The sequence below is a fragment of the Pseudomonas sp. SG20056 genome (assembly GCF_031764535.1).
In the GTDB taxonomy this organism is placed as follows: Bacteria; Pseudomonadota; Gammaproteobacteria; order Pseudomonadales; family Pseudomonadaceae; genus Aquipseudomonas.
This window is the reverse complement of the sequence record NZ_CP134499.1, coordinates 2,945,838-2,971,631: the sequence shown is the minus strand read 5'-3', so window position 1 is coordinate 2,971,631 and position 25,794 is coordinate 2,945,838. Positions and strand designations below refer to the sequence as shown.

General features: G+C 58.3%; 19 protein-coding genes. All 19 read left to right on the top strand.

What is annotated here, in order from left to right; genetic code table 11:
• The first annotated feature begins 44 nt into the window (after window positions 1-44).
• Window positions 45-815 carry a glucose-1-phosphate cytidylyltransferase gene (rfbF, locus tag RHP75_RS14160; protein ID WP_311088750.1) on the top strand — a complete coding sequence of 257 codons (771 nt, stop codon included), beginning with the start codon at window positions 45-47 and terminating at the stop codon, window positions 813-815.
• Entirely contained in the window at window positions 806-1,870 is a 1,065-nt protein-coding gene (gene rfbG, locus RHP75_RS14155; RefSeq protein ID WP_311088749.1) for a CDP-glucose 4,6-dehydratase, read from the top strand. Before rfbF ends, rfbG begins: the two co-directional genes overlap by 10 nt.
• Window positions 1,867-3,192, top strand: coding sequence for a lipopolysaccharide biosynthesis protein RfbH (gene rfbH, locus RHP75_RS14150; RefSeq protein WP_311088748.1), 1,326 nt, complete (start codon window positions 1,867-1,869; stop codon window positions 3,190-3,192). The genes rfbG and rfbH overlap by 4 nt, the downstream gene beginning before the upstream one ends.
• The gene (locus RHP75_RS14145) at window positions 3,192-3,884 is read left to right on the top strand and encodes a sugar phosphate nucleotidyltransferase (protein ID WP_311088747.1); all 693 of its coding nucleotides are present in this window, start codon (window positions 3,192-3,194) and stop codon (window positions 3,882-3,884) included. The genes rfbH and RHP75_RS14145 overlap by 1 nt, the downstream gene beginning before the upstream one ends.
• Window positions 3,884-5,248, top strand: coding sequence for a CBS domain-containing protein (locus RHP75_RS14140; RefSeq protein WP_311088746.1), 1,365 nt, complete (start codon window positions 3,884-3,886; stop codon window positions 5,246-5,248). The genes RHP75_RS14145 and RHP75_RS14140 overlap by 1 nt, the downstream gene beginning before the upstream one ends.
• Entirely contained in the window at window positions 5,245-7,149 is a 1,905-nt protein-coding gene (locus RHP75_RS14135) for an N-acetylneuraminate synthase family protein (RefSeq protein ID WP_311088745.1), read from the top strand. Before RHP75_RS14140 ends, RHP75_RS14135 begins: the two co-directional genes overlap by 4 nt.
• The gene (locus RHP75_RS14130; protein WP_311088744.1) at window positions 7,146-8,363 is read left to right on the top strand and encodes an FkbM family methyltransferase; all 1,218 of its coding nucleotides are present in this window, start codon (window positions 7,146-7,148) and stop codon (window positions 8,361-8,363) included. The genes RHP75_RS14135 and RHP75_RS14130 overlap by 4 nt, the downstream gene beginning before the upstream one ends.
• Window positions 8,353-9,549 carry an FkbM family methyltransferase gene (locus tag RHP75_RS14125; RefSeq protein ID WP_311088743.1) on the top strand — a complete coding sequence of 399 codons (1,197 nt, stop codon included), beginning with the start codon at window positions 8,353-8,355 and terminating at the stop codon, window positions 9,547-9,549. The genes RHP75_RS14130 and RHP75_RS14125 overlap by 11 nt, the downstream gene beginning before the upstream one ends.
• Before the next feature lie 3 nt (window positions 9,550-9,552).
• Window positions 9,553-11,343: a thiamine pyrophosphate-binding protein gene (locus RHP75_RS14120; protein ID WP_311088742.1), complete on the top strand. Its 1,791-nt coding sequence runs from the start codon at window positions 9,553-9,555 to the stop codon at window positions 11,341-11,343.
• Window positions 11,344-11,345: 2 nt separating this feature from the next.
• Window positions 11,346-12,233, top strand: coding sequence for a sugar phosphate isomerase/epimerase (locus tag RHP75_RS14115; protein ID WP_311088741.1), 888 nt, complete (start codon window positions 11,346-11,348; stop codon window positions 12,231-12,233).
• On the top strand, window positions 12,230-13,282 hold the full coding sequence (locus RHP75_RS14110) for a Gfo/Idh/MocA family oxidoreductase (protein ID WP_311088740.1): 1,053 nt from the start codon (window positions 12,230-12,232) through the stop codon (window positions 13,280-13,282). Before RHP75_RS14115 ends, RHP75_RS14110 begins: the two co-directional genes overlap by 4 nt.
• Window positions 13,275-14,105 carry an SDR family oxidoreductase gene (locus RHP75_RS14105; protein ID WP_311088739.1) on the top strand — a complete coding sequence of 277 codons (831 nt, stop codon included), beginning with the start codon at window positions 13,275-13,277 and terminating at the stop codon, window positions 14,103-14,105. Before RHP75_RS14110 ends, RHP75_RS14105 begins: the two co-directional genes overlap by 8 nt.
• A gap of 71 nt (window positions 14,106-14,176) precedes the next feature.
• On the top strand, window positions 14,177-14,968 hold the full coding sequence (locus RHP75_RS14100; RefSeq protein ID WP_311088738.1) for a class I SAM-dependent methyltransferase: 792 nt from the start codon (window positions 14,177-14,179) through the stop codon (window positions 14,966-14,968).
• A 1-nt stretch (window position 14,969) separates the two neighbouring features.
• Window positions 14,970-16,031 carry an NAD-dependent epimerase/dehydratase family protein gene (locus RHP75_RS14095; RefSeq protein ID WP_311088737.1) on the top strand — a complete coding sequence of 354 codons (1,062 nt, stop codon included), beginning with the start codon at window positions 14,970-14,972 and terminating at the stop codon, window positions 16,029-16,031.
• Window positions 16,032-16,045: 14 nt separating this feature from the next.
• A complete protein-coding gene (locus tag RHP75_RS14090; RefSeq protein WP_311088736.1) occupies window positions 16,046-17,005 on the top strand; it encodes an FkbM family methyltransferase in 960 nt (319 codons plus the stop codon).
• Between the two features lie 11 nt (window positions 17,006-17,016).
• Window positions 17,017-18,321, top strand: a complete 1,305-nt coding sequence (locus tag RHP75_RS14085; RefSeq protein ID WP_311088735.1) for a polysaccharide pyruvyl transferase family protein — start codon at window positions 17,017-17,019, stop codon at window positions 18,319-18,321.
• A 141-nt stretch (window positions 18,322-18,462) separates the two neighbouring features.
• Window positions 18,463-23,496: a glycosyltransferase gene (locus tag RHP75_RS14080; RefSeq protein WP_311091944.1), complete on the top strand. Its 5,034-nt coding sequence runs from the start codon at window positions 18,463-18,465 to the stop codon at window positions 23,494-23,496.
• A gap of 290 nt (window positions 23,497-23,786) precedes the next feature.
• On the top strand, window positions 23,787-25,271 hold the full coding sequence (locus tag RHP75_RS14075) for a flagellin (protein WP_311088734.1): 1,485 nt from the start codon (window positions 23,787-23,789) through the stop codon (window positions 25,269-25,271).
• 72 nt (window positions 25,272-25,343) lie between these two features.
• Entirely contained in the window at window positions 25,344-25,736 is a 393-nt protein-coding gene (locus RHP75_RS14070) for a flagellar protein FlaG (protein ID WP_311088733.1), read from the top strand.
• Window positions 25,737-25,794 lie beyond the last annotated feature (58 nt).

Here is a 25,794-nt window from a genome sequence, read left to right as displayed (position 1 = left end):
GCCTACAGGAGTTATTGATTGATGCCCGCTATGAGGTTTGACATATGAAGGCAGTGATTTTGGCCGGTGGTTTGGGCACTCGTATCAGCGAGGAGTCCCACCTCAAGCCAAAGCCCATGATCGAGATCGGCGGCAAACCGATCATTTGGCACATCATGAAAATCTACTCTCACTATGGCATCAATGATTTCGTTATTTGCCTGGGCTACAAGGGCTATGTAATCAAGGAATATTTTGCCAACTACTTCCTGCACATGTCGGATGTCACCTTTGACATGGCCGAAAACCGTATGCACATACATCAGCGTCACGCTGAACCGTGGCGCGTAACGCTGGTTGATACGGGTGAGTCAACGGGTACAGGCGGTCGTCTTAAGCGTGTACGCGACTACCTGGGTGATGAGACCTTCTGCTTTACCTACGGTGATGGGGTGTCCGATATCGACATCCCTGCATTGATCGCTTTCCACAAGCAGCATGGCAGATTGGCCACTGTTACCGCAGTACAACCACCAGGTCGCTACGGTGCACTTGATGTCCAAGGGCAGGTGGTCAGCGGGTTTCAGGAGAAGCCACTGGGTGATGGTGGTTGGATCAACGGCGGTTTTTTTGTACTGGAACCGGCGGTCATCAACTATATCGAGGATGACGCCACGACCTGGGAGTTTGAGCCCATGCGTGCGCTGGCAAGCGAAGGGCAGTTGATGAGTCACCTGCATCGCGGTTTCTGGCAGCCGATGGACACTCTGCGTGACCGGGTGCTATTGGAAGATCGCTGGAAAAGCGGTGAAGCGGAGTGGCAGCTATGGCGGTGAGCCCGGACTTCTGGAGAGGGCGAAAAGTCCTGCTGACTGGGCATACCGGCTTCAAGGGTGGCTGGCTGGCGCTGTGGTTGCGTCAGCTCGGGGCTGATCTGCGTGGTTTTGCCTTGCCCGCGACTACCACACCGTCGCTGTGGCAGGTGGCGCAACTGGATCAGCAGATCACGGGTGAGTTTGCGGATATTCGTGATGCCGCCAGGTTGAGTGATGCGTTGCTGGAGTTTCAGCCTGAACTGGTTCTGCACTTGGCTGCGCAACCCTTGGTACGTGAATCCTACCGAGCGCCAGCAGAGACTTATGCCACCAATGTCATGGGTACGCTCAACCTGCTGGAGGCCATTCGCTCTACTGATTCTGTACGCGCTGTTGTGGTGGTGACCACTGACAAATGCTACGAGAATCGCGAGTGGCCATGGCCTTATCGGGAGCAAGATGCTCTCGGAGGTTTTGATCCGTATAGCAGCAGTAAGGCATGTGTTGAAGTGCTGTGCGCCAGTTACCGCGACTCATTTCTCAGGGCCTCAGGTGTTGCCTTGGCAACTGCTCGTGCGGGCAATGTACTGGGTGGTGGTGACTGGTCTGCGGAGCGCTTGATCCCCGATATCTTCAGCGCTTGGCAGCAAGGTCGAGACGTGATTTTGCGCTACCCCCATGCGACTCGTCCCTGGCAGCACGTGCTTGATCCATTAATGGGGTATTTACAACTGGCGCAAGGACTGCTGACTGATCCTGAACGTCATGCTGCTGCTTGGAATTTTGGACCAGACAGTGCCGGGCTCGCGACAGTGGAGGCGGTCGTGGCGCGTCTTGCGGAGCTCTGGCCGGGTGAGGCCCGCTGGTCTGCCTCTGCCGATGCCCAGCCGCATGAGGCGGGGTTACTGGCGCTGGACTCCAGCAAGGCCAGACAATCGCTGGGATGGGCGCCACGCTGGTCATTGGATGCGACTCTACAGCACACACTGGACTGGCAGTTGGCCTGGCAAAACGGACGTGACATGGCAAGCGTTACCCGCGAACAGATCGCGCTTCACCAAGGCGAAATTCAATGACTGACAGCACCGCGCAACAGCTGCGCCAACAAATTGCCGAGTTGGTCGGACGCTATGCTGAGCTGCAGATGGCGCCTAAGCCGTTTGTGGTGGGGCAGAGCTCAGTGCCGCCATCGGGAAAAGTAATTGGTGCGGGTGAGTTGCAGTCGATGACCGAGGCTGTGCTCGATGGGTGGCTGACCACCGGGCGCTTCAATGAAGCGTTCGAGAAGCGTCTGGCCAAGTACCTTGGACGCCGTTGCGTCCTCACCACCAACTCAGGTTCATCAGCCAACCTGTTGGCATTCTCCGCATTGACCTCCCCGCGCTTGGGTGACCGTGCGATCAAGCCGGGCGACGAAGTAATCGGCGTCGCGGCGGGCTTTCCGACTACCGTCAATCCCATCCTGCAATTCGGTGCGGTGCCGGTTTTTGTGGATGTCGAGCTGCCGACCTACAACATTGATCCAGCGAAGATTGAGGCGGCAATCAGCCCGAAAACCAAGGCCATCATGTTGGCCCACACGCTGGGCAATCCCTTCGATCTGAGTATGGTTCGCGCTCTGTGCGATAAGTACGGCCTGTGGTTGATCGAGGACTGCTGCGATGCTTTGGGGTCGACCTATAAAGGGCATATGGTCGGTACGTTCGGCGATATCGGTACCCTCAGTTTTTATCCGGCTCACCACATCACCATGGGTGAGGGCGGTGCTGTATTTACCAATAACCCGGCGCTCAAACGCATTATCGAATCTTTTCGTGACTGGGGGCGTGACTGCTACTGCGCGCCAGGTGAGGACAACACCTGTGGCAAGCGCTTTTGCTGGCAGTTGGGCGATCTACCAGAGGGTTATGACCACAAGTACACCTACTCACACTTGGGCTACAACCTGAAGATCACCGATATGCAGGCTGCCTGTGCGTTGGCGCAGATGGACCGCGTTGATGACTTCATCGTTGCCCGCAAGCGCAATTTCATCTGGCTCAGTGAGCGCCTGGCCGGCTGTCAGGATTTTCTAATACTGCCGCAGGCCACGCCAGGAAGTGACCCTTCCTGGTTTGGCTACCCCATGACCTTGCGTGATGGTTGCGGTATTCGTCGGGTTGAGCTGCTGCGATATCTGGATGCGCAAGGTGTCGGTACACGGCTGCTGTTTGCCGGTAACCTGGTGCGTCAGCCCTATATGCAAGGCCGCAATTTCAGGGTCTCAGGTGAGTTGTCGGTGACCGATAAAGTGATGCACGACACCTTCTGGGTCGGTGTGTGGCCTGGGCTTGGCGAGGAACATTTGGAGCACGCTGCGCGTTGTCTAGAGACTTTCTTCGGTTTGAGGGCGGGCTGATGAATGCCTATATCCTCTGCGGTGGCTTTGGCACCCGCCTGCGCAGTGTGATTAACGACACGCAGAAGGCCGTGGTGGATATTCACGGTCGTCCATTCCTGGCTCTGGTGCTGGCGCAATTGCGTGAGGCCGGTGTCAGTCGCGGTGTGCTCTGCGCGCATTATCGTGCTGATCAACTGGCCGTATTGTTGCCCTCGTTAGAGGCAGAGTCTGGTTTGCCGTTGCAGTTGGTGATAGAGGAAACCCCGCTGGGCACCGGTGGTGCTGTGCTGAACGCCTTACTTCAAGTGCCGCCTGAGGGGCGTTATCTGGTGCTTAACGCGGACACTTTCCTTGATCCCTGCGCGTATCGCCTTGCACTGGACAGCGAGCGAGACGTTCTGGTCGGCGTGCAGGTCGAGGATCGCTCGCGCTATGGCAGTTTGGATTGCTCTGCGCTGGGCGAAGTACTTGGTTTCGAGGAAAAAGGTCAGGCGGGACCTGGTTTGATCAATGCTGGCGTCTATGGGTTTACGGCTGGCGCGCTAGAGAATATGCCTGTCACAAGTTGTTCTATGGAGCATGACCTACTGCCGTCACTTATGCGTCAGCACAGGCTGTATGTATGTGAGTACAGCGGAGCATTCGTGGACATAGGAACCCCTGATTCTCTGGATGCGTTCAAGTCTAATTTGCGCGGGAGTGCCGTCTGATGAGCGTGCTGGTCAAGGAACTCACGATCGACATGCAGCAGACGATTCTTGATGCCATTAAATGCATCGAGTCCGGGAATCTGCAGATCGCCTTCGTAGTCGCCGCGGATATGCGTCTGCTCGGTGTTGTGACCAATGGCGATATACGCCGTTACCTGTTGCAGGGTGGCTTGACCGATCAGCCGGTCACAGCCTGTATGAACCGCGAGTTTCGCAGCGTATCGATTACCACCCCACGTGAAGACTTGTTGAAAGCATTCGATCTAGGGCATAACGCTTTGCCGGGTCTAGATGCCGAAGGGCGCCTTGTTGAGGTCTACACCCGCCAGATGGCGGCCAGCGCAGAGGTGCCTGTACTGGCACGTGCGCGTGCCCCGGTGCGGATGAGTTTTTGTGGCGGCGGTGCTGATCTGACCTACTTTTTTATCGATCACCCAGCTGCTGTGCTCAGCTGCACCGTGGGGCTCTACGCTCACGCAACCCTGGTCCCCCGTGACGATAGACAGATCCATATTTTTTCCGAAGATCTGGGGCGTGAAGAACACTTCAATTCGTTGCCAGCACTGCTGTCGACTGCAGAGAAGAGCTTGCTGGCAACCATCGTTTCGGTGATCAAGCCCAAGTACGGTTTTGATCTGTATCTGCGCTCAGACTTTCCAGTGGGGTCTGGATTGGGAGGGTCTTCTGCGGCCACCATCGCTAGCATCGCGGCGTTCAATGAGTTGCGCCAGGATCGTTGGAACACTTATGAGATTGCCGAACTCGCTTTCCAGGCCGAGCGCCTGTGCTTCGGCATTGCCGGTGGTTGGCAGGATCAGTACGCCTCAGCCTTTGGTGGCTTCAACCTGATTGAGTTCGAGAACCAGCGCAACCTGGTTCACCCGATTCGCTTGGAAGAAGCTATCCGCAATGAACTGGAGTCATGCCTGGTGCTGTGTGACACCGGTATTTCCCATGACTCGGGGCGTTTGCATGAGCTGCAACGTGAAGAGATAGAGGCCGAGTCGTCACAAACTGAGCTGCTCAGCGCCAGTGTGGCGCTATGTCGACGTATGCACCGTTACCTGATGCGTGGCGAGCTGCGTGATTTCGGCCTGTGCCTCGATGAAGCCTGGCAGTTGAAGAAGCGTTTCTCTTCAGCGATCAGCCATGGTCGTCTGGATGCGATCTATGCTGCGGCGCTAGCGGCCGGCGCATTGGGCGGCAAGTTGCTTGGCGCGGGTGGGGGAGGCTTCTTTCTGTTCTACGTACAGCCACAGTATCGGCAGCGGGTTGTGCATGCAGTGCGTGCACTGGGCTGTCAGACCCAGAACTTCCGCTTTGAATCCAGCGGCGTAACCTCATGGCGAACAAAAATCCAATGACTCCTATTTTTCTTGACGGTATTGCGCTGGGCGGCGAGCGTGTCTTTGTGATTGCTGAGGCCGGAAACAATCACAACGGTTCCCTGGCGCTGGCCAAACGCTTGGTGGATGCTGCGTTCGATGCAGGGGCCGACTGCGTCAAGTTCCAGCTGCGCAACCGTGAGGCGCTGTACCGTCGTAAGGCTGATGGCTCGCGGGCCGAAGACCTCGGCGTGGAGTACATCCAGGACCTGCTGGACAAGGTTGAGCTGAGCGTCGAAGAGCATCGTGAGGTACGTGAGTACTGTAAACAGAAGGGCATTATTTACCTGTGCACACCTTGGGATGAGCCCAGTGTCGATGTGTTGGCGGATTTTGATGTCGCCGCCCTGAAGATCGCCTCGGCTGATCTGTGCAATCCCTACCTGATTGCCAAGGCTGCAAGCCTGGGCAAGCCCCTGATTCTGTCTACCGGCATGTCCTTTGAGCACGAAATCGTTCGGGCCATTGAACAGTTGAATGCGCTTGGTACGCCATTCGCGCTGCTGCATTGCAACAGCGCCTATCCGGCCCCCGAGTCCGATATCCAGCTTGGTTACTTACGCCGGTTGCAGGAGCTGCATGATCTGGTCGGCTACTCCGGCCATGAGCGTGGCATCGCCATTACCCTCGGCGCAGTCGCACTGGGCGCCAAGCTGGTGGAACGGCACATCACCCTGAATAGGGGGATGGAAGGACCGGATCACCTGGCCAGCCTTGAGCCGAGCGAGTTTTGCCAACTGGTCGACGGCATCCGTCAGCTGGAACTGGCATTGCCCTGGCAAGGCCCTGGTCGCCATGCCAGCCAGGGCGAGCTGCTCAACCGCGAGAATCTCGGCAAGAGCGTGATCGCTGCATGCGACATCGCCCATGGCACGGTCATGGACGCGTCGATGCTGCGTATCGCCAGCCCTGGCCAGGGCCTGCCACCGTATCGTTTGCCGGAATTACTGGGCAAAGCGGCCGGGCGCGATATCGCCCTGGGGGATTTTCTCTTCGATAGCGACCTGAGCGAGCAGGCTCAGGAGCAGCGGTTGGTGTTCGACCTGCCGATTCGCTGGGGCGTGCCGGTGCGCTATCACGACTTCCGAGATTACCGTCGGCGGATTAGCCCAGATCTGTTCGAGTTTCACCTGTCCTACCGCGACCTCAGCCTCAAGCCGCAGCCGTTTCTCGCCGAGGTCGACTGTTCGCGCCTGGTGGTGCATGCGCCGGAGTTGTTCGAGAACAGCGAGCTGCTGGATCTGGCGTCGGATGATCCGGCGTATCGCCAGCGTTCGATCGACAATCTGCAGCGGGTGGTGGACGCCACGCTGGAAATCGGCGAATTTTTCCCCAATGCCGATGCGCGGCTGATCGTCGCCAACATCGGTGGTTTTTCCGCTGACGAGCCGCGCCCGCTGGCCATGCGCCCGGAACTCTACGAGCGCTTCCACGAGGCCTGCCGCCAGGTGGATTTCGCCGGCACCGAGCTGATTCCGCAGAACATGGCGCCGTTCCCCTGGCACTTCGGCGGCCAGCGTCATCAGAACATCTTCATGATGCCCGAGGAACTGGCCGCTCAGGCGCGTGACCATGGTCTGCGCCTGTGCCTGGATCTGTCGCACCTGCAGATGACCTGTTTCCACTTCGGCCTCGACTTCCAGCAAGCGCTGGCCCTGTTGCTGCCGCATTCCGCGCACCTGCACGTGGCCGATGCCAAAGGCACCAACGGTGAGGGCGTGCTGATGGGCACCGGCGACATCGATTGGCCGGCCACTTGGGCGCAGATTCGCCAGCACCCGCAGGTCAGCTTCATTCCCGAGGTTTGGCAGGGGCACAAGGATCATGGCGCAGGATTCTGGTCGGCTTTGCGTTATTTGAGCGCATTGGAGGTACGGTGAACACAATCGATAAAGACGATACCGAGTCCCAGCTCGAACGCCTGCTGAGCGAATCGCTGGAGTCCGTTCGTGAGCGTCAGCGCGAAACCCTTGGGCAGATCATCGGGGGGGAGCAGACGCCCTTCGTGCTGTTCGGCGCCGGTGGCCTTGGTCGGCAAGTATTGCCCGTGCTGCAGGCGGCAGGTCTGTCGCCGCTGGCCTTTCTTGATAACAACCCTGCACTCTGGGGCAGCTATATCGACGGCGTCGAGGTGCTGGGGCCGGCGCAATTGGCCGAGCGTATGGCGGGGCGTTTACCTGCCGTTGTCGCCAGTATCGGCGCCGTGCGGGTTGGCACCTGCCACTTGGATCAATGGCGGGCTCCGTTGCGCGCGCTAGGCTTCCAGCGCATTGCTCTTTTTGGCCACCTGGCCTGGCGTTTTCCGCAGTTGCTGCCCTACCAGTGCCTGGACTTGCCTGAGCGCGTGCTCGCAGAGGCGGATCGTGTACGTGCAGCATTTCACTTACTTGCCGATGAGGCGTCACGACGTCTGTATGTGGCGCATGTTGCCTGGCGCCTGACCCTCGATTCCGAGGTCTTGCCGAGTGAGGACGGAGAGGCAATCTACTTCAGTGATCGTTTCAGCCGGCGCGACGACGCTGAAGTGCTCTACGACGTCGGAGCCTTCAATGGCGACTCTATCCTGGGGTACCTAGAAAGTGGTCGGCGCTATCGAGAGATCCACTCCTTCGAGCCTTCGACAGGTAACTTCAGCCAGTTGCAAAACACTATCGCCAGGCTTGCCGAAACAGGCTATGGCGACTTGCATGCCCATCTGCTGGCGGTTGGGGATCATGAAGGCTCGATTGCCATCGACTCGGGCGGCGGGCATACGTTGCAGGTCGGCGAGGGCGATGAGATGGTGCCGATGACCACGCTCGACGCACTTGCCGAGAGCCTGCCCCCTCCGAGCCTGATCAAGATGGACATCGAGGGTTTCGAGCCACAGTGCCTGGCTGGCGGCAGCCGATTGATCGCGCAAAAGCAGCCGATGCTGGCCGTGTGTGCTTACCACGAGCAGGATCATCTCTGGCGTCTCTTGCTGCAGATCCACGCGTATCGGGCCGACTATCGTTTCATGCTGGGTCAGCATCTTTATGACCGAGCCTGGGACATTGTGCTGTACGCCTTACCGGAAAACCGCCTGCCAAGGGAGCCAAACGATGAGTGCTGAAACTCTTGAGAGCGAGCTGGAGAGGTTGCTTGCTGAGCCCCTGAAGTCCGTACGTGAACGTCAAACCCACACGCTGGAGCGCCTGATTGGCGACCTCGATCGGCCCTTTGCGCTGTTCGGTGCGAGCCACCTGGGGCGCAAGGCTCAAGCCGTGCTAAGGGACATGGGCCTGGTGCCCTGTGCCTTCATGGACAACAATCCGGCGCTGTGGGGAACCACCATCGACTCGGTGCCGGTATACAGTCCCGCCCAGTTGGCCGAGCAATGGCAAGGGGCGTTGCCGTCGGTTATCTGCACGATCTGGAGCGGGCATATCCACGATTGCATGACGGATCGCCTGGCGCCTCTGCGCGCGTTGGGGTTCGAGCACATTGCTCTGTTTGGTCACCTGGCCTGGCGCTATCCGCAGCATTTACTGCCGCATTACTGCATGGATCTGCCGGAGAAGGTGCTGCCCGCAGCCGATGCCATACGGCAGGCATTCGCCCTGCTGGGCGATGAGGCATCGCGCCGGTTGTTCGTCAATCATGTCGCCTGGCGTCTGCACCTGGATCACAACCTGTTACCGGTTTCCTCACCCTTACAGATTTACTTTGCCCCCCATTTCAGTACCGACTGCGCTGACGAAGTGGTATTTGACCTGGGAGCCTTCAACGGCGACACGCTGGAAGGCTACCTAGCCACGGGGCGCGGTTATCGCGAATATCACTGTTTCGAGCCCGTGGCGAGGAACTTCGCGGCGCTGCGCGACAGCCTGGAGCGTCAGGCCCGCCCCGGGCTCTACGCCCATCGCCTGGCTGTGGGCGACAGCAACGGCGAGGTGCTGATAGAGGCTGCCAACGGCCCTTCGTCACGGGTTGGTCTGGGCGATGAGCGCGTGCCAATGACCACTCTGGACGACCTAACCAGCCAAGGGCTACCGCCGACCTTTATCAAGATCGACATAGAGGGTTTCGAGCCACAGTGCCTGGCAGGTGGTCGCCGCTTGATCACCGAGCGCCATCCGGTGATCGCGGTCAGCGTTTACCACGAGCAGAACCACCTATGGCAAATCCTCCTGCAACTGCACAGCTACTACGATGGCTATCGCTTCAGCCTGTGCCCCCATGTCAGTGACGGCTGGGATCTGGTGCTCTACGCCGCACCTGCCGATCGCGTTCCCTCTTTCTCCCATAGAGAGCAATGATTCATGCGTGTCGCCGATTACATCTTCGAGTTCATCGCCAATCAAGGTATCGGCCATGTGTTCTTCCTGCCGGGTGGCGGGGCGATGCACCTGAACAATGCCTTGCTGCGCCAACCACGACTGAGTGCGGTGAGCATGCTGCACGAGCAGGGTGCGTCCATCGCCTCGGAGGGCTATGCGCGCACTTCCGGCAAGTTCGGCGCTTGCCTGGTTACTTCTGGCCCCGGTGCAACCAACGCCATCACTGGCCTGGCCGGTGCCTGGTTCGAGTCGACCCCGGTGCTGTTCGTTTCCGGCCAGGTCAAGCGTGCCGATCTCAAAGGCGACAGTGGTCTGCGTCAGCTCGGTACTCAGGAGCTGGATATCGTCAGTGTGGTCACGCCCCTGACCAAGTACGCGGTGTGTCTGCTTGATCCTCTGCGAGTGCGCTACGAGTTGGAGAAGGCGTTGTATCTGATGCTCAGCGGACGCAAAGGGCCGGTGTGGTTCGATGTGCCGCTGGATGTTCAAGCCACCGAGGTTGACCCCGAACAATTGCAAAGGTACGAGGCGCCGCACCACGTTGAACCGACTGCTCCCGATGCCCCGGCGTTGGTGCGATTGGCGCAGCGACTGCAGCAGGCGCAGCGTCCAGTGCTGCTGGTCGGTAATGGTGTACATGGCGCAGGTGCCGAAGCCAGCCTACGCCAGTTGATCGAACAACTGGGTATACCCACCCTGACGACCTGGATCGGCGCCGACCTACTTGAGTATGACCATCCATACTATTTTGGTCGCTGTGGTACGGTGGCCCCACGCGGCGCCAATTTCACGGTGCAAAATGCCGATTTAGTGCTGGCTATCGGCTGTCGCATGGACTTTTCCATCACAGGTTTCGATCGCAGCCAGTTCGCCCGTGAAGCTGAAATCGTGGTCGTGGACATCGACCCAGCGGAAATCGCCAAGCTGGGCGAACTGCCCGATGAGCGTTTCGTATGCGACGCCGGTGCTTTCATTGAAAGCTTGCTCGAGCAGATGCCTGCTGAGCCGCTAGTTCTCGATGATTGGCTTGCGCGCTGCACACAATGGAAAACTCGCTATCCGGTGGTCTTGCCGGGATATCGCGAGCCACGTGGCTTCGTCAACACCTACGTGTTCACTGAAACCCTGTGCGAAGCCATGGATGAGGGAGAGCTGCTCATTCCCGGTAGTTCCGGCGCGGCCATTGATACTTTCTGGCTAGCGGCCCGGCTCAAACGTGGGCAGCGTTCGGTGGCAACGGGTGGGCTTGGCTCGATGGGCTATGGCCTGCCGGCGGCGTTGGGCGGTTGCCTGGGAGCTGGCGGTAAACGCACAGTTTCGGTCGACGGGGATGGTGGCTTCGTAATGAACATCCAGGAGCTGGAGGTGGTTCGCCGCCTACAACTGCCGATCAAGTACTTCGTGCTGAACAACAACGGATATGCCTCTATTCGTGCATCGCAGAGCGGCTACTTCAAGGAAACCATCGGCTGCGATCCAGCCTCGGGCATGAGTCTGCCGGATATCGTGGCGTTGGCTGGTGCCATGGGGATTCGCAGTTTGCGAGTCAGTGACCAGGCGGCCCTTGCGGAGACTATCCGCGATGTACTCGACAGTCCCGGGCCGGTGGTTTGTGAGGTGTTGGTAGAGCCTGATCAGCCCATTGGCCCGCGTGTGACTTCGCGTATCGGTGTCAATGGCAAGATGGTGTCCAGCCCGCTGGAAGACCTGTATCCGTTCCTCGACCGTGAAGAACTACGAGCGAACATGCTTGTACCGCTGATTCAGGAGTGAAGATGGATATCGACCATCTCACCGCTTATGCCGCTGCAGGTGTCTTCACCAAGCAGGGCCGACTGGGGCCCCCTCTCGATGGACACTATCAGGCCTTTCCTCGAGCGACCTGGGAACAGGAGCTGGCGATGCTCGGGACGCTACCTGGGATACGCGGCATCGAGTGGATGTACGACCTGTATGGCGAAGGCGCGAATCCGCTGGAAAGCGAGTCTGGCCGGCAGCAGCTGAACATTTGCCTGGCCCAGGCTGGCCTCAAGCTTCATTCCGTGTGTGCGGACTATTTCATGGATTGTCCGTTAGTGCGCTGCACGTCAGCGCAGCGCAAACAGCGCTGCGAACGTCTGGCCTGGCTGATCGACGTGTGTCCGCAAGTGGGCATTCGGCGCATCGTGCTGCCGCTGCTGGATGCGGCCAGCATCCGCACACAGCAAGAGCGGGCCACGGTCGTCGACTGTTTGCGTCAGATACTTCCTCTGGCGCAAAAACGGGGAGTGCATTTGAGCCTGGAGAGTGATCTGGCGCCACAGCCTTTCCGTGAGCTGCTTCTGGCGCTTGACCATCCCATGGTCGGCGTCAATTACGACACAGGTAACAGTGCGGCGGCCGGCTTCGACCCACGCGAGGAGTTCGCGACCTATGGCGCCTGGATTGTCAGTGTGCATGTCAAGGACCGTCGACGCGGCGCAGCTACCGTCCCCTTGGGTGAGGGCGACGCAGACTTCCCGCTATTACGTGAACTATTGCTGCAGATCGACTATCACGGCGATTTCGTTATGGAAGCGGCCAGAGGTGAGCCGGGGCAGGAGCCGGCCTGGCAGACGTGCATGGCAGCGCGTACCGCCAACTGGCTGCGCGGTGGCGCGTTAATCAATGAGAGGCTTTCGTGAAGGTTCTATTTTGCGGTCTTGGCAGCATTGGCCAACGCCATTTGCGCAACCTGAAGCAACTGCTGGGTGATGAGCTTCAGGTACATGCCTATCGAGTGCGTGGACAGCGCATCAAGTTACGCGAAGGAGGTGTTGAAGAGGGCGCTGATCTGGAGTGTGATTACGCCATTACCGTCCACTCCAGTCTGGAGCAGGCTCTTGCCTGTAAACCGGATGCAGCGTTCATCTGCAACCCAAACGCTTTGCATGTGCCAGTCGCCTTGGCCTGCGCTCGCGCCGGTGTTGCCATCTTCATGGAGAAACCACTGGCAAGTGACCTGTCGGGCGTTGCCGAACTGGATAGCCTGGTACGGGCGCAAGGACTGTTGTTTCACGTGGGCTACAACTATCGCTACCACCCCGGCTTGCAACGCATCAAGACGCTGCTCGAAGCCGGTTTTTTCGGCCGTGTGCTGTCTGCTCGGGCCGAGATCGGCGAGCACCTGCCAGATTGGCACCGCTACGAGGACTACCGTGAGATGTATGCTTCGCGGGCCGACCAGGGTGGCGGTGTGATCCGCTCACAGATTCATGAAATGGATCTGATCTGCTGGTTTTTCGGCTTGCCGCGCAGCATCGTCTGTCATGGTGGCAAGCTGAGTGGTTTGGAGATCGATGTTGAGGATACCGCTTCGTCGTTGATGCGTTATGAGGGTGAGCTGGGCCGTTTTCCCATTTTGCTTCATCAGGACTTTTTGCAGCGCCCCCCCGTGCGTACCTTCAAGGTAATCGGCGATGCTGGTGTTGCCGAAATCGATCTGCTTGCCAACCAACTGCGCGTGCATGATGCCCATGGCGTGCTGTGCGAGCAGGATGATTTCCCCGGTTTTAGTCGCAACGACATGTTCCTGGCCCAGACCCGGCAATTTCTGCATTGTCTGCGCCACGGTGAGCCTTCACCTATCGGGCTCCGCGACGGCTTGCAGAGTCTGCGGCTGGCTTTGGCGGCGCTGCGTTCGCTGGAGCGGCAGTGCGAAGTGTCATTGAGCGAGGTCGATATCCATGGTTAGTGTGGAAGCGCTGTTTCGCCTGGATGGCCGGGTGGCGGTCATTACTGGCGGTGGCGGGCTGCTTGGTTATCAGCATGCCGCAACCATCGCAGGCCTCGGAGGCTTGCCGATCCTGCTGGATATCGATGCCCAAGCGCTCGCGGCAAACGCCGCTCGCCTCGCTGAGGAGACCGGCCAGCAAATCCTGACGCTTGAGGCCGACATCACTGAGCTGGATGCCGTGATCGCGGCGGGCGAACGCTTGCAGGCCCAATACGGTCGAGTGGACATTCTGATCAACAATGCCGCGCGTAACCCCAAGGTGGAGAGCGCCGGCGACAAGGATTTTTCCCGTTTGGAGCACTTCCCCTGGGAGCAATGGCAGCTCGACCTGAATGTAGGTTTGGGCGGTGCCTTCAACTGCGCCAAAGTGTTCGGTGCGCGGATGGCACGGCAGGGGCGTGGGGTGATTATCAACATTGCTTCCGACCTGGGTGTCATCGCGCCGGATCAGCGTCTGTACCGCGTGCCGGGGCGTGAGGCCGAGCAGCAGCCGGTCAAGCCGGTTACCTATTCGGTGGTCAAACATGGCCTGATCGGTCTGACCAAGTACCTGGCCACCTACTGGTGCGAACAGGGCGTGCGTTGTAATGCACTGTCGCCTGGTGGCGTCTATGCCGGGCAGAACGATGTGTTCGTCAGCAAACTGAGCCAACTGATTCCCCTCGGGCGCATGGCTGATGCCGACGAGTACCGGGGGGCGATCGCCTTTCTTTGTTCGGATGCCTCCTCTTATATGAATGGCGCCAATCTGGTGGTGGATGGAGGCCGTAGCGCATGGTGAATCGCGACCTTATCGCTCGGCATTGCATCTGCTGTGGTAGCGGGCGGTTACAACGCTCTCCCGCAGTGTTGATGCCTTTCGTCGCCCTGCGAGTATTTGGCCATGAGCCGGTGGAAATCACCGCAGACTGGGGATTGCGCGATTTGCGCCAGGGCATGGCCTATACCCTGTGCAACTCGTTGCAGTGCCAGGAGTGCGGGGCACTGTTCCTCGACTTCCGTTTTACCGATGAGCAGATGGCGGCGCTCTACCACAATTACCGCGACGAGCAATATAACGCCCAGCGTATGCGTTTCGAGCCGGGTTACGTCAACGTGATACCTCACTACCACCAGCGCGCCGCCTATCTGGATGACGTGGAGGCCTGGCTGGCACCACATCTGCCCGAGTCGCCTATGGTGTTGGACTGGGGCGGCGACAGTGGTATCAACAGTCTGTTTCGCAAGCGTAATCGCTTGCTGCACATTCACGATATTTCCGGCGTTGAGCTGGTGCCTGGCGCCGAACGCATCGATCTTGAGCAGATTGGCCAGCAGCAATACGACCTCGTGACCTGTAGTCAGGTATTGGAGCACGTGTCCTACCCCCTGGAAGTGGTTCGGAGCATGCTGCCGGCCCTGGGCTCTGAGACGCTGCTGTACTTGGAAGTGCCTCATGAGGCTCTGGTACGTGAGCATCCAGGGAGCCTGGAGCTGGCGCCGCTCAAGCGCCATTGGCACGAACACGTCAACTTCTTCAGCGAGGTGGCCCTGCATCGTCTGCTGGAGCGCCAGGGGCTAGTGCTGGTCGATGTCCTGCGTCTGCCCGTGGATGTGGGCTGGAGCCGAGGTGAGGTGATGGGCGTGCTGGCGAGGCGGGCCTGATATGGAGCCAGTGGATATCCCGCGCCGTCATCCGGTGATCGCCGAAGACTTGGCAGTGATTTTTTCCCGTGACGAGGATTGGCGGCGTTTTGCCGGTTGTCATGTGCTGATCGCCGGAGCCACCAGTTTCTTGGCCGCCTACCTTGTGGAGTTCTTCGCATCTCTTAGTGAGCGTTGGCCGGAGCAGCCCGTCGTCATCCATGCCTTGGCGCGGCACCCGGAGAAACTGCGCAAGCGTTTCCCCCATCTGATCGCTCAGAGCTGGTTCCGCCCAATCATTCAGGATGTCTGTGATCCTCTTCCTGTCCTGGAACGGGTGGATTTCATCGTCCACGCGGCAGGTGCCGGCAGCCCCAAGCAGTATCTGAGCGACCCCATCGGCACCACTCGCTCTAACGTGCTGGGTGCGCTCAACCTGCTGGAACTGGCCAGGCAGCATTCGGCGCGTTTGTTGTTGATGAGCAGTGGTGCGGTCTACGGCCATGGTGAGAGCGACAGGCCTATCAGCGAGACCGATTTCGGTGCGCTGGATCCGCTGGATATTTCCGCCTGCTACGGTGAAGGGAAGCGGGTGGCAGAAACCTTGTGTGCCGATTATCACCGCCAGCATGGTGTGGCCGCCGTCATGGCGCGTATCTCTCACACCTATGGTCCGGGTATTGCCCTTGATGATGGGCGATCCTTCGCCGATTTCGTTGCCGATGCATTGGCAGGGCGTGACATCGTGCTTAATAGCGACGGTTCCGGTAGTCGTCCGTTCTGCTATGTTGCCGATGCCACCGCCGCTTTCCTGATCCTGTTGCTGCGCGGCGAGGGCGGCAACGCCTACAACGTCGGGCTGGATCAGGAAACCACCATCCTCGAACTGGCCAGGTTGATCGCAGGGCTTTCGCCGACCCCCGGCCTGCAGGTGAAACACCCGCCGGCGAGCTTGGAGCGGCAGGCACTGTTTCGAGTTGGCGGCCATTTCAACCTCGCCAAGATGGAGCGCTTGGGCTGGCGGCCAAGCATCTTGCCCGAAGTGGGGTTTGCCCGAACCCTGCGTTACTTCCTTCAGTCCTGAATGGGAACCCCGATATGGAAAAGACTCAACACAACCGCCTTGTCCGGGCCCGGGAAGCTTTTAAGGCAGGTGAGATCGACAAATTTCAATACGGCGAGCGGATCAACCAAGAGCACGCAGGGCTTTTCGATTATCCCGAGTTCCTCACTGGCACCGATGTGGCGGAAATCCGCATCACCGCTGATGGGGTCTCGGTCAGCTCAGCCGCCCATGGCATCGCCATGCTGGTGGATGCCGTGGATCTGCATGCCACACCCTACACGCTGCTGGATTTTGGACAGTACGAACGCGATGAAACCGCTTTTCTCAAGTCGGTACTGCGTGACGGTGAGGTCTTCCTCGACATCGGCGCCAATCTGGGCTGGTACTCTCTGGTGCTGGGCCGGCACTGCCCTAACTCGCGCATTTACGCTTTCGAGCCGATCCCGTCTACCGTTGAAATGTTCGAGAGAAATATCCGTCTCAACCGCTTGGAGAATATCGAGATTCTTCGCATGGGGCTGTTCAATCAGGAGGACGAGCTGAACTTCCTTTTTGCCCCTGATGTATCCGGTGCTACTTCACTGAAGTTGGCCGGACAAACCCGGGGACATGCTTCGATACAGAACGTCGTCTGTCGAACCACGACCCTTGATGCGTTCTGTGTCAGCCGCAACATCGTTCCCGCGCTGTTGAAGATCGATGTGGAGGGGGCTGAGCTGATGGTGGTGCAGGGCGGTGAGAGGATCCTGGAGGCTACGCCGATCATCCTGATGGAGTTATTGCGTAAGTGGTCACGGGCGTTCGGCTACCATCCCAATGACGTGTTTGCCCTGCTGGAGCGCTATGGTTACCGCGCGTGGGTCTTCGTCGAGGGAGGCGGGCTCGAGGTCTGCACTCAGGTCACCGAGGAAACCGTTCAGACCAACTACATCTTCATGCATCCGCAAAAGCACGCGGAGACGATTGCCCAATGGCAGCGCCCTGTCCGATAGAGGTTCGATCCATGTTCACGCCTACGGCCATGAAGTACGGCCTGATTACCAATGTCATGACTTTCGGCCATCTGACCAGTGGTAGTCGGAGCAACCTGGGAGACGACATCCAGACCCATGCTGTCGAGCATCTGTATGCGACCATGGGCATCCCGTCCGAGCAGATCGTGCGTCTGAATCGCTATGACTTCCACCGATACGATGGTCGCCATGGTTATATCCTGATGCCGATGTGCGGCTACTTCACACTCGGTAACGCGCAGAGCCCGTTGCCGCTTTCGCCCTACATCATTCCCGTCTATTTCAGCTTTGGCCTGTCCAGCGACGTGGACGACCCCGCTGACCTTGAGCATTTTCGCCGCCACGAGCCGATCGGTACGCGCGACGAGCGGGTTATGCAGATGTTCCGCGAGCGCGGCATTGCCGCTTTCACCTCGGGCTGTCTGACCATTACCTTCCCCCGCCGTGAACGCGCACCGGTGGATGGCAAGGTGTTCCTCGTTGACGTGCCCGATGAGTTGCTGGAATACCTGCCTGCGGAACTGGCGGACAAGGTGGAGCGGGTCACCCATATCCTTCCCTACGAACGTATTCCCTCAGATCAGGAGGAGGCTGACCGCCTCGATGCTCTGGCCCGCAGCTTGTGTCGTCGCTATGCCGACGAAGGAGTGCTGGTGGTGACCAGCCGCCTGCATTGCGCAGCGCCTTGTATCGCCATGGGGGTACCGACCATCGTCGTGGCACACAACATCAGTGACCGCTTCGCCTGGCTGGATCGTTTCGTGAAGATCCATACTCGGGACACCTTTGCCGAGATCGATTGGAACCCCGAGGTGCCGGAAATCGAAGAGGTCAAACAGACAATTCGCAGTGCAGCTGCCAGGCAAATAGAACTCGCACGCGAGCGCTGGGCGCCTTGGGCCGAAATCAGTGCGTTCTACGAGTCGCGTGAGCGTAGCCACTACAACCATCTGATGGAGCAGGCGTTACGCCGGTTGCTGCCCGATGACTCAGCTCCCTTGCGTTTTGCTTTCTGGGGGGCCAATACGCACGGTGTCCGTTTGAGTCGAGCCTTGCGGGAGTTACGCCCCGGTAGTGAGCTGATTGTGGTGGTGGACGAGTACCTGCAGGCAGAGCGTTTCTGTGGCGTGCCGGTGGTGCGTTCGGATCATCTGGAGGCTTTGCAGCGTGATGGCGTCTATGTGTTCATTGCCACGTTTGCGGGGCGTGATTATGCCGAGCAGCATCTGCAAAGGGCAGGTGTCGCGCATGGCTGCCTGTTCCATGATCAGCTCACTTTCCATGCACTTTCGTAAGCTTCAAGGCCAGTAGGAATAATCTACCCGGCAAGCCCGGGAACGCTTCGGACAAGGATTCAACCTCTCGGCAAAGCTGCCGATGTCTGTACCTTGCCAGGGCGCAACATAATGACAGGGGACATGATGCAGAGTGATGTGATGGTCGGCGGGCGTTGCCTCGGTAAGCCATGGCGAGTGGGTATCGCAGGTGTTGCCTGTGATAATCCCGAGCACTTGTTCGTCGTCGGCGACGCATCTTGGGAGGCTCTGCTACGTGAGCTGCCGTTGCAGCAGCTCAAAGTCTATGGTGATGCCCACGGCCTGATCTTCGAGCGGGTGGTGACCGGGCAAGAGGTTATCTATGACGCCCTCCTGCTGGTGTCAGATTCCCGTGACGGTGCATCACTGGCCACCTCGTACGTGCAGGTGCGTCGCTACCTCTTGCTGCGTGGCCAACAGTCACGCTTCTCCGCTGAACAGGAAGCGTCGTTCGCCCGCATCTTCCTACCGCTTGGTGAACCCTTCACTGACGGTCGACTCGTATGCCTCAACCCACCACTGAATCTGCCTGCGACGCCAGCGAGCGCTCCGCAGTGGAAAATTTGCGCTGACACCCCTGAGTTGCCGGGCCTGCTTTCGCCACAATGGCGTGAGTGTCTGGAAAGCGGTGATGTGCCTGTCCATGTGGGGGAGTGGAGCGTTCCCGCATGGTTGCCGCCTGGTAGCTACATCGACGCTCGCGACTGCGTTGGTGAAGCTGACCTAACCGCGCGCTGCAATGAGCGTGTCACGTCTGCCGCTACGGTCATAGCGGCTTTCTGTACCGACAAGAGCAGTTACCCCTATTCCACGGAATGCTGGATTGCGGCGCTTACTGCTGCAATTGCGGGAGATGCGGCTGCAGTTCGTGGGAGTGGACCGTTACTTAGCGTCATAATCCCGGCTTACAACTACGGACGTTTCTTGAAACAGACCATCTCGTCCGTACTGGATCAGGGCTATGACGATATCGAGATTCTGGTTCTCGATAACGCTTCAACGGACGGCACACCCGAAGTCGTCGCTTCGTTCGCCAAAGAGTCTTGTGTGCGCTATCTGCGCAACTCGCGCAATGTGGGGCCCAGCTACAATGTACTCAACGGCATTCAAATCGCTCAGGGGCGTTATCTGTCGCTTCTAATGGCCGATGACTATTACAACCCAGGTTACTTATCTCGTCTGTTGCCTCGTCTGTTGCGCAAGCCCGAAGCGGTCGTGGGATATACCTCAATCCGTTGGGTAAATGAGCAGGGGCAGACTCTCGCTGCGCCAAGACACCCCGGTTACCATTGCGAAGACTACGATGGTGGTCGCAACGAAGTCGCTGAGCTGTTGATCCATGACAACTATATTCCGCCCTCTGCAACGCTGATCCAGCGCGAGCCATTGCTACAAGTCTGGCGTCGAGATCCCCAGCTCAATGGGGCCGGCGACTGGCTTTCCATGCTGCAGGTGGCGGAGAAACACCCATACTTCGTTTTCCTGAGTGAGCCCGGCGTCACCTACAGGGCACACGCTGCGCAACTCTCTACCGAGTTCTACGCGTCGAGTGCGCCGCTGGCCGATCATATTCGCCTGGTTGAGGGGCTGTTCGAGCGCAACGCCGAGGGCAAGTTACGCGGCCGAGAGCTCGATGTCGCTGCACACCTTCGCCGCCGGCTCGCCCTGTATCCGAGCGAAGTGGACTCACCTTTGGGGATGCGCGTACGCAATCTCTGTGAGCGACTTGAGGCGCTCGCGGCCTTGGGCGAGAGTTCTCTGTTCTCGATCATCCTCACCACCTACAACCGCCCGGATCTGCTCAAGGACGCCCTGGACAGTGTGGGCTGTCAGACCCTGCGCGATTTTGAAGTCATCCTGATCAATGACAACGGCGAGCCGGTCGAGCACCTGCTTGCCGCTTATGACTTCCCCATCACCTACATCCGCCAGGGGCGCAACCAGGGCCTCTCAGCGGCGCGCAACGCGGGGCTGGCGCTGGCGCGTGGGCGCTACATCGTCTACCTCGACGACGACGACATCTACTTGCCCAATCACCTCGCGGTGCTGGCCGAGGCCTTCGAGCAGCATCCGGGCAGTGTCATTTATACCGGCGTTGAGTACGTCAACGAAAAGCTGGAAGACGGGCAGCGCCTCGAATTGGCTCGTGGCCAGCCGTTCAAGCATGAGGTATTCGATCGCGACCGCTTGTTCGTGCAGAACTACATTCCGGTCAATACCTGGGCGCACCCACGGCAGATGCTGGCGACCGTAGGCGAGTTCGACACCAGCCTCGCCGCGTTCGAGGACTGGGACATGCTCCTGCGTCTGGCCACGCGTTACCCCTTTGTTCATGTGCCGGTTGTGACCAGTGAAGTACATACGCGTGAGCAGAGTACTAGTGACGATCACATGCTGGGCCGGGAGCGGAAGAACTTCCCGGCGCTTTATCAACTGCTATATCAGCGTTATCCCGGTTCTGGCAGTGAGGTATTGACGCATGAACGTGGGGATATGCTGCAGCGTCTGGGTGTATCGGTGGAAGTACGCCCCAAAATACCTACTCTGCAGCGTTGGCTGGCGGAGCGTATTCCGACCGAGACGGAAAATCGCCTGATTAATGAATACCTTCAGGATAAAAATGGCGGCCCGTTAATCGGCATCATCGTGCTTGATCTGGAAGGGCAATCGCCGCCCTTGATGCAAACCCTAAAGAGCCTGATCGGCGAGCGCTGCCTGTATGCCACCCTGAAAATTGTGGTGCTCACCAGCAGCCTTGAGGCGCCGGTGACTTCTGCGGCGGATAAGTTGCATTTCGTTCGACTGAGCGATGAAACCCAGGCATCCCAGATTAACCGCGTAGTGAATGAGAGTGATTTTGCCTGGTTCATGTTGGCCCACGCCGGCGATGAGTTCACTCCCAGTGGCCTGATGGTCGCCGGGCTCGAGCTGGCGGCAAACCCGGAGTGCCGTGCGATTTATGGTGACCAATTGCAGCGCTTGCCTGATGGCAGCCTGGGTGGCGCCTTTCTGCCAGGGTTCAACCTCGATCTGCTGCTCAGCTTCCCGCTGGTCATGGCGCGTCATTGGCTGTATCGCCGAGATATGTTCCTCGCTGCCGGTGGCTTCGACGCCGAGTTCCCTGAGGCATTTGAGTTCGAGCTGTTGACCCGGCTCATCGAGCAGGAAGGGTTGGTTGGTCTCGGGCATGTCGATGAACCACTGCTGATCACGGATGCACCTGCGCTGCAGGACAACCCGGATGAGCGGCGCGTTATTGAGCGTCATCTGGCTCAGCGTGGCTATCAGGCTCGGGTTGTTCCGGGGTTGCCTGCGCGTTATCGCATTGATTACGGCCATTCGAATACACCGCTGGTGTCGATCATTATTGCGGTCGACACGTCCCTTGTCTGTCTACAGCGTTGCCTGGACAGTGTGCTCGAGAAAACCCGCTACGGGCATTACGAGATACTGTTCGGCGCCCATCAAGCGATGGATGCGGATACTCAGGTGTGGCTGCAGGGTATTGCTGATCTGGCAGACGCCCGGCTACGGGTTGTTGCAGCTGCGGATATTGCCCAGGCCCAGCATCAGGCAGCCCTGGCAGCTCAAGGAGAGTACTTGCTGTTGTTGTCTGGTGAGGCGGTTGTGGTGAGCGACGGCTGGCTGGGCGAGTTGCTCAATCATGCGCAGCGTCCTGAAGTTGGTGTCGTCGGCGGCAAACTGCTGAGCGGTGATGGGCGTATTGATCAAGCTGGCTTGCTGCTCGGGCTGCGCGGTCCTGCAGGCCGTATTTTTGCCGGTGAGGCAATGGACAGCGCGGGTTACCTGCAGCGTCTGCAGGTCGATCAGAACTACAGCGCCGTCAGCGATGCCTGCCTGATGGTCCGCGCTGACATCTATCATCAAGTGGGCGGGTTGGATACAACGCTGAGTGCCTACCGTGATGTCGATTTCTGCCTTCGGGTGCGTTCAGCGGGTTACCTGACCGTATGGGCTGCTCATGCGGTGTTAATGCATGACCATGTATACCGAGAGCCTGACGTGGCTGGGCAGGATGCTCTCTACGAACGTCACCTGCCCGATATTGCACGTGATCCTGCTTACAACCGTAATCTGGCGCTCAGCGGGCGCGGTTTTGATTTAGAAGCTGACGCCGGTTTGACCTGGCGTCCACTGAGCTGGCGCCCGCTGCCAGTGGTACTGGCGCATCCGGCGGATCCCTTTGGCTGCGGTAACTACCGTGTGATCAAACCGTTCTCGGCGCTTAAAGAGCACGGAATGGTCGATGGCATGATGTCTATTGGGTTGTTGCAGGTGCCGGATCTGGAGCGTCTTGATCCTGACGTGATTGTGCTGCAACGACAAATAGGTGATGAGCGGCTGGATGCGATGCGGCGGATCAAGAAGTTCTCGCGCGCTTTCACCATTTATGAGTTGGACGATTACCTGCCCAACCTGCCACTCAAAAGCGTGCATCGTCCGCAGATGCCAAAAGACATACTTAAGTCGCTGCGCAAGGGGCTGAGCTTTGTCGATCGCTTCACGGTATCCACTGCGCCGTTGGCTGAGGCCTTTGCCGGCTTGCATGGGGACATTCGGGTGATTGAGAACCGCTTGCCGGTGGATTGGTGGAGCGGCCTTTCATCCAAGCGACAACGCGGCAGGAAACCGCGCGTTGGTTGGGCGGGTGGTATCAGTCATACCGGTGATCTTGAGCTGATCACTGACGTGGTCAAAGAGCTGGCAGGTGAGGTCGAGTGGGTGTTTATGGGGATGTGCCCGGACCGAATTCGCCCTTATGTACATGAGTTGCATGCCGGCGTTGCAATTGATCTGTACCCAGCCGCATTGGCCCGGCTGGATCTGGATCTGGCTTTGGCGCCAGTCGAGCAGAACCTGTTCAATGAATGTAAAAGCAACCTGCGTCTTCTTGAGTACGGCGCGTGTGGTTTCCCGGTGGTTTGCAGTGACCTGGTGTGCTACCAGGGCGCACTGCCGGTAACTCGGGTGAAAAACCGTTTCAAGGATTGGGTCGACGCCATTCGTATGCACATCAGTGATCTGGAGGCGAGTGCCAGGATGGGCGATGAGCTGCGCCGTCAGGTGCAGGGTGGCTGGATGCTGGATGGGGCAAATATTGAGGCTTGGAGAGCCTCATGGTTGCCCGATTGATGCCGACAGCATGCTGCCGGTTTGTGTGGTGCATTAATAAAGCTGTTTTGGTACGTGAAAAAATCGGTATTTGCCGTCGGGATGTCGGCAGATACCAGATTTTTCTCGGTGTTGCCGCTTAAGTAATTGTTCTATCTGCGGAAAAAAAAATAGAACGAGTTGCTAAAGCTGTTCCTAAGGCCGCCGATATAAAGATCGAATGCGAACTTTATGGGGCGTCTGAGCAAAGCAGGCCCGAAGCTCGCAGGCTCAGACAAACTCAGTAGCACGGTCCTTTGGAGGCAAACACCATGGCCCTTACAGTCAACACAAACGTAGCGTCACTCAACACTCAGCGTAACCTCAACAGCTCATCCAAAGGCCTGGACACTTCGCTGCAGCGCCTGTCCACCGGCTTCCGCATCAACAGCGCCAAGGATGACGCCGCCGGTCTGCAAATTTCCAACCGCCTGACCAGTCAGATCAACGGTCTAAACGTTGCGACCCGTAACTCCAACGATGGCATTTCCCTGGCACAAACCGCTGAAGGTGCACTGCAGCAGTCGACTGGCATTCTGCAACGTATCCGTGACTTGGCTCTGCAGTCGGCTAACGGTTCCAACGGTGCGACTGAGCGTGCAGCTCTGCAAGGCGAAGTGTCGCAGTTGCAACAAGAACTGAACCGTATTTCTGAAACCACCAGCTTCGGTGGTCGTAAGATTCTTGATGGTTCTTTTGGTTCGCAAAGCTTCCAGGTGGGTGCAAACGCCTACGAAACCATCAGCGTTTCGATCGGTTCTGCAGCCACTGATCGTATCGGTATCAACCGCTTTACCACTGATGGTGCGGCCGCTGCTGCTACTGCTTCGGGTGCTGCGTTCAGTGCTACCTCGGGTAGTGCTTACGGTGATGCGTCCTTCAATATCAACTCCAAACTGTCCGACGGTGATGTAGCCATTGCCGGTACAGCCAGCGGTTCGGCGAGTGAAGTGGCTCGTGCCATCAACGCTAAGAGCGACGAAACCGGCGTAACTGCCAACGCTCGTACCGTTGCCACATTGGGTGGTATCACTGTCTCGGGTACTGTTTCTTTCGATCTGTCTGGCCTGACCAGCAAATCGCTTGATACTGACTCTGCCACTGTTTCTGCCGTAGTGAACGACCTGAGCAACCTGTCTTCCCTGGCTGATGCGATCAACCGTGAAACCGGTAAAACGGGTATTTCGGCTGTTTCCAAAGGCAGCACCATTGAGCTGACCAGCTCCCGTGGCGATGCGATCAGCATTAGCAACTACGCAGGCTCCGGTGGTGCAACCCTGCAGGCTAATAGCTTCGACGGTGAAGATGACGTGGGTACTGCAGCTACCATCGTGACTGGCGGAGGTGCGCGTGCTGACGGTCAAGTTCAGCTTGAAGCAGCTGATGCCTTCAGTGTGAATGGGATGAGTGGTGCTCTGGGTACTGATGGCTTCAGTGAGCTGGATGCGGTCAATACCATTGACATCGGTACGGCCACAGGTGCGCAGGACGCTCTGGGTATCATCAACGGTGCGATCTCTAACATCGATAGCCAGCGTGCCCAGCTTGGTGCTGTTCAGAACCGTTTCGAGAACACCATCTCGAACCTGCAGAACATTTCTGAGAACTCCTCTGCAGCTCGCAGCCGGATTCGTGACACTGACTTCGCTGCTGAAACTTCGGAACTGACCAAAAATCAGATCCTGCAGCAGGCCGGTACTGCGATCTTGGCCCAGGCTAACCAGTTGCCGCAGGCTGTACTCAGCCTGCTCGGCTAAGGGTAAAAGCGCTAGACTGCGGGGAGAAGGGCTTAGCTCTTCTCCCCGTTCCCTCATTCTGAGGAGAAAGTTATGGACATTGGTTCTATTCAAGGTTCGCCTGCATCCATCGCTGTTGCTTCTAAAACAGAGCGTGCGCCAAATGCATCTGCCAAAGTTGTGGCCGATGTTGTTGAACGTAAGCCTTCTGAAGACGCTGCAACCGGTAGGGTCGCAGAAGTTGAAAATGGCTCCGCGGCCTCTCGAGAAGAGGTCGAAGCGGCAGTTGCGACGATTCAGGACTTTGTCCAATCGGTTCGCCGTAGCCTGAATTTTTCCCTCGAAGAGGGCAGTGGACGTGTAGTGGTCAAGGTGACCGATGCAGGGTCGGGTGATGTGATCCGACAGATCCCTTCTGAAGAGGCACTGCAACTAGCAGAGAATCTTTCGGAGGTTCGTAGTTTGTTATTCAAAGCTGAAGCCTAGCCTACAGGGTTGGCACAGCTTTTGACTGTTAACGCTTATCTAGCGTATTGCAGTCATT